This is a genomic window from Desemzia sp. FAM 23990 (assembly GCF_045528485.1).
In the GTDB taxonomy this organism is placed as follows: Bacteria; Bacillota; Bacilli; order Lactobacillales; family Carnobacteriaceae; genus Desemzia.
The window spans coordinates 1-6165 of the sequence record NZ_JBGQQW010000043.1 but is presented as its reverse complement, the minus strand read 5'-3'; the positions used below and the strand labels follow the sequence as shown (position 1 = coordinate 6165).

The window sequence follows — 6165 nt, the reverse complement described above, 5'->3', positions numbered from 1 at the left end:
CCATCTGTAGAGTTCTTTATTAATTCAATCATTTCTGTTAAAATAGTTTCCAAGGAAGACCAACCTTTACGATTATATTTAGGCGCTCAAACCTATAATTGTATGGTAACGGTCTTCCTCTTTTTTTTGTCAACTTAAAAAACGATCGTCATTCGTCTTTTATTTCTACCACCGAATATTTTACACTAAGTCTTCAAGAGCGTTTATTGCTTCTTTTTCAAAAAAAATGTATGATTCTAAGAGTGTCGCTTAAATTGCGACAGCAGACAAAAACAATAAATACCGTTTTGTTGAAATGGAGGAATACGACAATGCAGAAAAATAAATTGGAGATAGCAAAAGATATTTTCCTGATCACAATTGGCTGCGCTTTATTCGGCTTTAGTCTTGTTAATATCAATATTGCTAACCAATTGGCTGAAGGCGGCTTTACAGGACTTACGTTGATTTTAAATAGTTTGTTTGATATCAACCCTGCTTATTCGATCCTTGTTTTAAATGTGCCGATGATTTTAATCGGATGGAAATTATTAGGGAATCAATCATTGATTTATACTCTTTATGGAACATTTATGCTTTCTTTTTTCTTAGAGATCTGGCAACGAATACCGGTTGTTATTCCGACTAAAGGCGATTTACTGATTGCCGCACTATTAGCTGGTCTTGCCGGAGGAATCGGAAGCGGATTGATCTATCGCTCAGGTGGGACAACAGGCGGTTCAGATATAATTGCTCGGATCGCGGAAAAGAAGTATGGAATCGCGATGGGAAAAAGCTTACTGGCTTTTGACGTGCTGGTCCTTGTCCTGTCGTTGACCTATATCGACTTGCCGCACATGATGTATACATTATTGACCTCTTTTGTCTTTACGCAAATGGTCGATTTCATGCAACAAGGTTCTTATAGCGGTCGAGGCCTATTGATCATCTCCGAAAAAAGCGATGCGATCGCAGACAACATTTTAGCTGAACTTGAACGTGGTGTAACTTACATTAAAGCTGAAGGGGCTTATTCCAAACAAGAAAAAAATATTCTGTATTGTGTTATGGGCTCACATGAAATTGTAGCAGCGAAAAACATTATTAATCAAACCGATCCGAATGCCTTTATTTCGATTTTATCCGTTCACGAAGTGTTAGGAGAAGGCTTTTCTTATGACCCCAAACCTAAAGGTCGTTTTCAAAAGAATAAACAAACTGCGCAAAAACACATTAAATCATAAATATTCACACAAAAATGTTCTGGACCTTAGCGAAAGGTACAGAACATTTCTTTCTATCTCCACAAAAAAACTCTTAACAAATTTCACAACAGCTGAAATCTGTTAAGAGCCACAAGCCTTATAAACTAGTCTTTTTTTGATGATCCAATAATTCTTTTTCGATTTCTTTCAATTCAGTAGAAAATTCAATAAATTCCTCTCGATTGCCATTTTCCAAAGCTTCATCAATTAAGTTCAACATCAAATGTTTTTTTTCGTTCAAAGAGAGTTTTGTAATGGCGTGTTCTACTTCGCGAATAAGATCTTGGGGAATAGTTTCGTTCCAGCGGTGATAAGGATTATCTTCTAAAATCGCAAGATATTGTTCTGTTTTCCAGGGTTCTCTGAATACCAGTTCTAAATACATATCTTCCTGCCAATTGAGTCGCACTTCATGAAAAGCTTGCTCAGGGTCACTAAACGCTTGTCCGTCTTTATAAAACAAAAACGGTTCGTTATCCATACCAACAGTCGACATCATAATCCCTCTAGGAGTCGTTTCCACATCCTCAACAAAATGAACCTTATTTAATACAATATCATGATTGAGCAGATAATTTAAGATCCACATAGATTCTCTTCTTTTTAGTTGATGACGATCTAAAAACCAACCGATGAAGGATTTTTTTTCTTCTAAAGAAACTTGGATGTTCATAGGAAAACCTCCTTATAACTCCTTTAGTATAGTATACCCTAGTCTAATAATAGTTGCCATTGATTGACTCGTAGAAATTCAACATTTCTTCATCAGTAGGTTCTACTTGCAAATAATCCTCTAAAACATCTTTAATGACCGTTCGGTCGCCTTCTTCTCTCAAGTAGCCAACATAACTTTTCAAGAACGAAGGATTTTGGCGGAATGCCGGATAGGCTTTAGAGAAAGCTTTTCCTGCAGCTTCATATTCTTCGATACCTTCATTGGCAATCGCTAAGTTCCAGTAAAATTGTGGATCTGCTTCTTCATCCGTCAACGCTTGTTGGATAAAGTCGATCGTTTCAGAAAATCGTTCTTGTTTATTTAGTAAGTTTGTATAGGCCAGTAAATATCCGGCATTATCGGGATCAAGTTCAATCGCTTTTTGGTAGTATTCTTCCGCAGCATCTTCTCGTTCTAATTTAAGATTGATCGCTGCTCCTTGAAGGTACAAGTCAGGATTGAATTCATCGTACTGTAGTCCTTCTTGAATCACTTCTATTGCTTTATCTAATCGCAGATCTTCTTCTAGCCCTTTAGCCAAGTAAGGATACACAGAAGTGTAGCTAGGGTCTAACTCTTTCAATTTAAACAGGGTTTCATTTGCGCGTTGGAATTCTTTCTGTTGCAAATACGTAAATCCTAATTGGAATAAAGTATCCACGTGTTCATGTTCTTCTAAGCTTTGCTTCAAGTAGTTGACAGCTTCTTCAAAATCACCTAAGGCGCTATATGCTCCACCGCATCTGGCCGCCAAATTGATTCCGGATAATTCTGCGTGTCCTTGAATCAATAAATCTTCATAGCCTTTGATGGCTTGAGCGTATTTCCCCATTGAAAAATGTAATTCAGCTAACGCAAAAATTACGGCCGGTTCATCTCCCACTGCTTCTTTAGCACGAAGCAGTTTGTGTTCGCTCACTTCATATAAACCTTGTACATAGTACAAATCTGCCAACACCAATAAAGCTTGAGGGTAAGCGTCGCTGGTTTCTTTGATTTGCAATAACCAGTCAGAGGCTGCTTCCATATCGCCTTCTTCGATAGCAATTTCTGCTAAACTCACTTTTAATTCATCATTTTCTGGGTATAGTTCAAGCAAATGCACATTGATTGCTTTGGTTTCTTCGTTAAATCCAAGTTGATATAAACTATCACTTAAAAGATACAATTCTTCATCTGAATCTTGTTTCATGGCTTGTAGGAACAGCTCAGTAGCTTCTCCTAAATCGTTATCATGTAAAGCCTGAATCATTTTTTTTCCGTATGACATTCCTAAAACCTCTTTCGCAGTTCAATTCATTTAGTTATTCACCAGTTTAACACAATTTTTAAGATAAAAATAGTTGTCCTGATCAGTCACTGAACTAAAATAAATGGCAATGTTTGAACAATATTCCAACAAATTTAAAATTTCACAATTATTTTTGGTCTAGACCTTTACAAAATAGAAATAGCGCTGTACTCTAAAAACGAAAAATTTATCAATCCATCTTAGGAGGTACTTAATCATGCATTTAGATTTTACAAAGGAAGAATCTCAGGATATTGAAGCATTTGTAAGTAATTTAACGTTGACCAAAGAAGAGTATTTTCTATGTCTCCATAAGAAAAACGTGTTCACTAAAGAAGCTTTGCAAGATAGGCTAAATTTCAGGTGTTTTATTGAAGACTATCACCACATGTTGGAGAACTTGTACGATTACAATTTTGTGATCAAAGATATGATCGAACACAATAACGATACAAAAATAATCGATTCGATCCTTTACTTTTTAGATACGACCATCAAAGATCCTATGGTACTGTCGCAACTATATGCAATTTATAAAAAACAGACCCAAAACGACCTTTCTCCATTCCAGTAAAACATGGGTTTTTAAATACATCTAAACAGCTGCCCCATATTTAAAAGTATGCATAGAGTCCGTTTCAACAACTAGGAAGAAACGAACTCTGTCAATGACTTCTACACATCGAATAGCTGCTTAGGTAAAGACCTATGTTCTGTATTGGATATTAAAAATGAGGATGATCGTTCTTTAATCCGAGAAGTTGAAAATTTGTGCTCCTTTGCAATACTATTGATTCTCCAGACATAGCAAAAACCCTTGATTTCTCAAGGGTTTTTTGCTGGTCTTATTTAACTGAATCTTTAAGCGCTTTACCTGGTTTGAATGCAGGGACCTTGCTTGCTGCGATTTCGATTTCTTCCCCAGTTTGAGGATTACGTCCTTTACGAGCTGCACGGTCACGTACTTCAAAGTTACCAAATCCGATGATTTGAACTTTTTCGCCATCGCTTAATAGTTCTTGAATAGATCCGAAAACTGCGTCTACTGCTGTAGTTGCTTGTTTTTTGTTAAGATCTGTTTTAGATACTACGCTTTCGATTAATTGTGCTTTGTTAGCCATTTATATTTCACCTCCTCGAAAAGAAGATTCGATGTTTTGTTTTTGTAAACATCCTAAGCCATTTTTGAGTGGTCCAAAAATGACATCCAGCGAAATGAAAATTAGTTGATCTAAATGACATTTCAATTAAAAAGATATCACACAAAAGTTGATACTGCAATGTTTTTTACTGATTTTCGGCATTTTTTCGCAAGGTTTGCGTTAATCTTTCAAAACTATTGAACTTCATCACAAACTGTGATAAAATGCCGTTTACCAGTTTTTGGTTGCTCTTTTATTTTCTGTTACGAGTAATCAAACGGATAGGTGTTCCCTCAAACGAGAAGGTATCACGAAGACGATTTTCCAAGTAACGCGCATAAGAAAAGTGCATCATTTCAGAATCATTCACAAACACGACAAAAGTAGGCGGTTTGATCGCCACTTGAGTAGCATAGTAGATTTTCAAACGTTTTCCTTTATCTGTCGGTGTCGGATTCATCGCTACTGCATCCAAGATAACTTCATTCAATGTAGAAGATTGGATACGCAGTTTTTGATTTTGGCTGACCATGCTGATCAGTTCCGGCAATTTGTGCAATCTTTGTTTTGTCAAAGCTGATACATAAATGATAGGCGCATAGCTTAAGTAGGCAAACTCTTCTCGAATAGTTTCTTCAAATTCTTTCATTGTAGAGTTCTCTTTCTCGATCGCATCCCATTTATTGACTAAAATAATGATCCCTTTTCCAGCTTCATGTGCATAACCGGCAACTTTCTTATCTTGCTCTCTAATGCCTTCTTCTGCATTCAGGACCACTAGGACGACATCTGAGCGTTCAATGGCTCTAAGGGCTCTTAAAACACTGTATTTCTCTGTATTTTCGTACACTTTCCCTTTTTTACGAATACCGGCAGTGTCGATCATCACAAATTCTTCCCCGTCAGCTGATGTGAAAGAAGTATCAATTGCATCACGTGTTGTTCCCGCTACGTTCGACACGATTACACGATCTTCACCTAAAATAGCATTCACCAATGAAGATTTCCCTACATTCGGTCTTCCGATCAAACTAAATTTAATGACAGAATCATCGTATTCTTCTTCTTCCTCTTCAGGGAAGAACTTGATGGCTGCGTCTAGTAAGTCTCCTAACCCAATTCCGTGACTTCCAGAAAGAGGGCACGGATCTCCTAATCCTAAAGAGTAAAATTCAAAGATTTCTGCTCTCATTTCAGGGTTATCAACTTTGTTTACCGCTAATAACACGGGTTTATTGCTTCGGTACAATATTTGAGCTACATTTTCATCCGCATCCGTTACACCTTCTCTTACACTAGTAAGAAAGACGATCACATCTGCCTCTTCAATAGCAATTTCTGCTTGTTGTTTAATTTGTTCTAGAAAGGGTTCATCCCCTATATCAATTCCACCTGTATCAATCACATTAAATTCTTTTCCTAACCATTCTGCTGGAGAATATATCCGGTCACGGGTTACCCCTGCTATATCCTCAACGATAGAAACACGTTCTCCGACAATACGGTTAAAAACTGTTGATTTTCCTACATTTGGACGACCAACGATGGCGATTACTGGTTTTGCCATGTTCTAGCCTCCTCTTTTTCTACTTTAGTACTTTACTAGTTTAGTTGAATTCCTTTAAACTTGCAAACACCAATTGTATTTTGTTTGTGTCAAGTTTTTCTCGAGCGTCCTATTACTCCGCTAGTTTAGGCACTCTATTTTTGTACACTTGTCAGCTACCGCACGGCTCCGCCGCTTGCTGGCCCATCTTTTGGAAGAACGTTCCT

At 37.2% G+C, this 6165-nt stretch carries 6 protein-coding genes; 2 read left to right on the top strand and 4 right to left on the bottom strand.

All coding sequences use genetic code 11. The annotated features are described in order from the left end of the window. Nucleotides 1-311: 311 nt before the first annotated feature. A complete protein-coding gene (locus ACEN4I_RS13085; RefSeq protein WP_407103284.1) occupies nt 312-1223 on the top strand; it encodes a YitT family protein in 912 nt (303 codons plus the stop codon). A 118-nt stretch (nt 1224-1341) separates the two neighbouring features. Here ACEN4I_RS13085 and ACEN4I_RS13080 read toward each other — a convergent pair whose 3' ends face one another. Together ACEN4I_RS13080 and ACEN4I_RS13075 are read right to left on the bottom strand one after the other, a co-directional pair. Continuing rightward, nucleotides 1342-1917, bottom strand: a complete 576-nt coding sequence (locus ACEN4I_RS13080) for a ReoY family proteolytic degradation factor (protein ID WP_407097656.1) — start codon at nt 1915-1917, stop codon at nt 1342-1344. A 43-nt stretch (nt 1918-1960) separates the two neighbouring features. Further along, complete coding sequence (locus ACEN4I_RS13075; protein WP_407097655.1) at nt 1961-3229, bottom strand: tetratricopeptide repeat protein; 1269 nt, start codon at nt 3227-3229, stop codon at nt 1961-1963. 238 nt (nt 3230-3467) lie between these two features. Between ACEN4I_RS13075 and ACEN4I_RS13070 the strand changes: the two genes are divergently transcribed. Continuing rightward, the gene (locus ACEN4I_RS13070; protein WP_407097654.1) at nt 3468-3824 is read left to right on the top strand and encodes a hypothetical protein; all 357 of its coding nucleotides are present in this window, start codon (nt 3468-3470) and stop codon (nt 3822-3824) included. 271 nt (nt 3825-4095) lie between these two features. On the opposite strand, the gene ACEN4I_RS13065 is transcribed toward ACEN4I_RS13070, so the two are convergent. Together ACEN4I_RS13065 and der are read right to left on the bottom strand one after the other, a co-directional pair. Then, nucleotides 4096-4371, bottom strand: coding sequence for an HU family DNA-binding protein (locus tag ACEN4I_RS13065; protein WP_204210794.1), 276 nt, complete (start codon nt 4369-4371; stop codon nt 4096-4098). Between the two features lie 274 nt (nt 4372-4645). Then, nucleotides 4646-5959 (bottom strand): ribosome biogenesis GTPase Der, encoded by a 1314-nt coding sequence (der, locus tag ACEN4I_RS13060; protein WP_407103283.1) that lies wholly within the window; start codon nt 5957-5959, stop codon nt 4646-4648. Nucleotides 5960-6165: the final 206 nt, after the last annotated feature.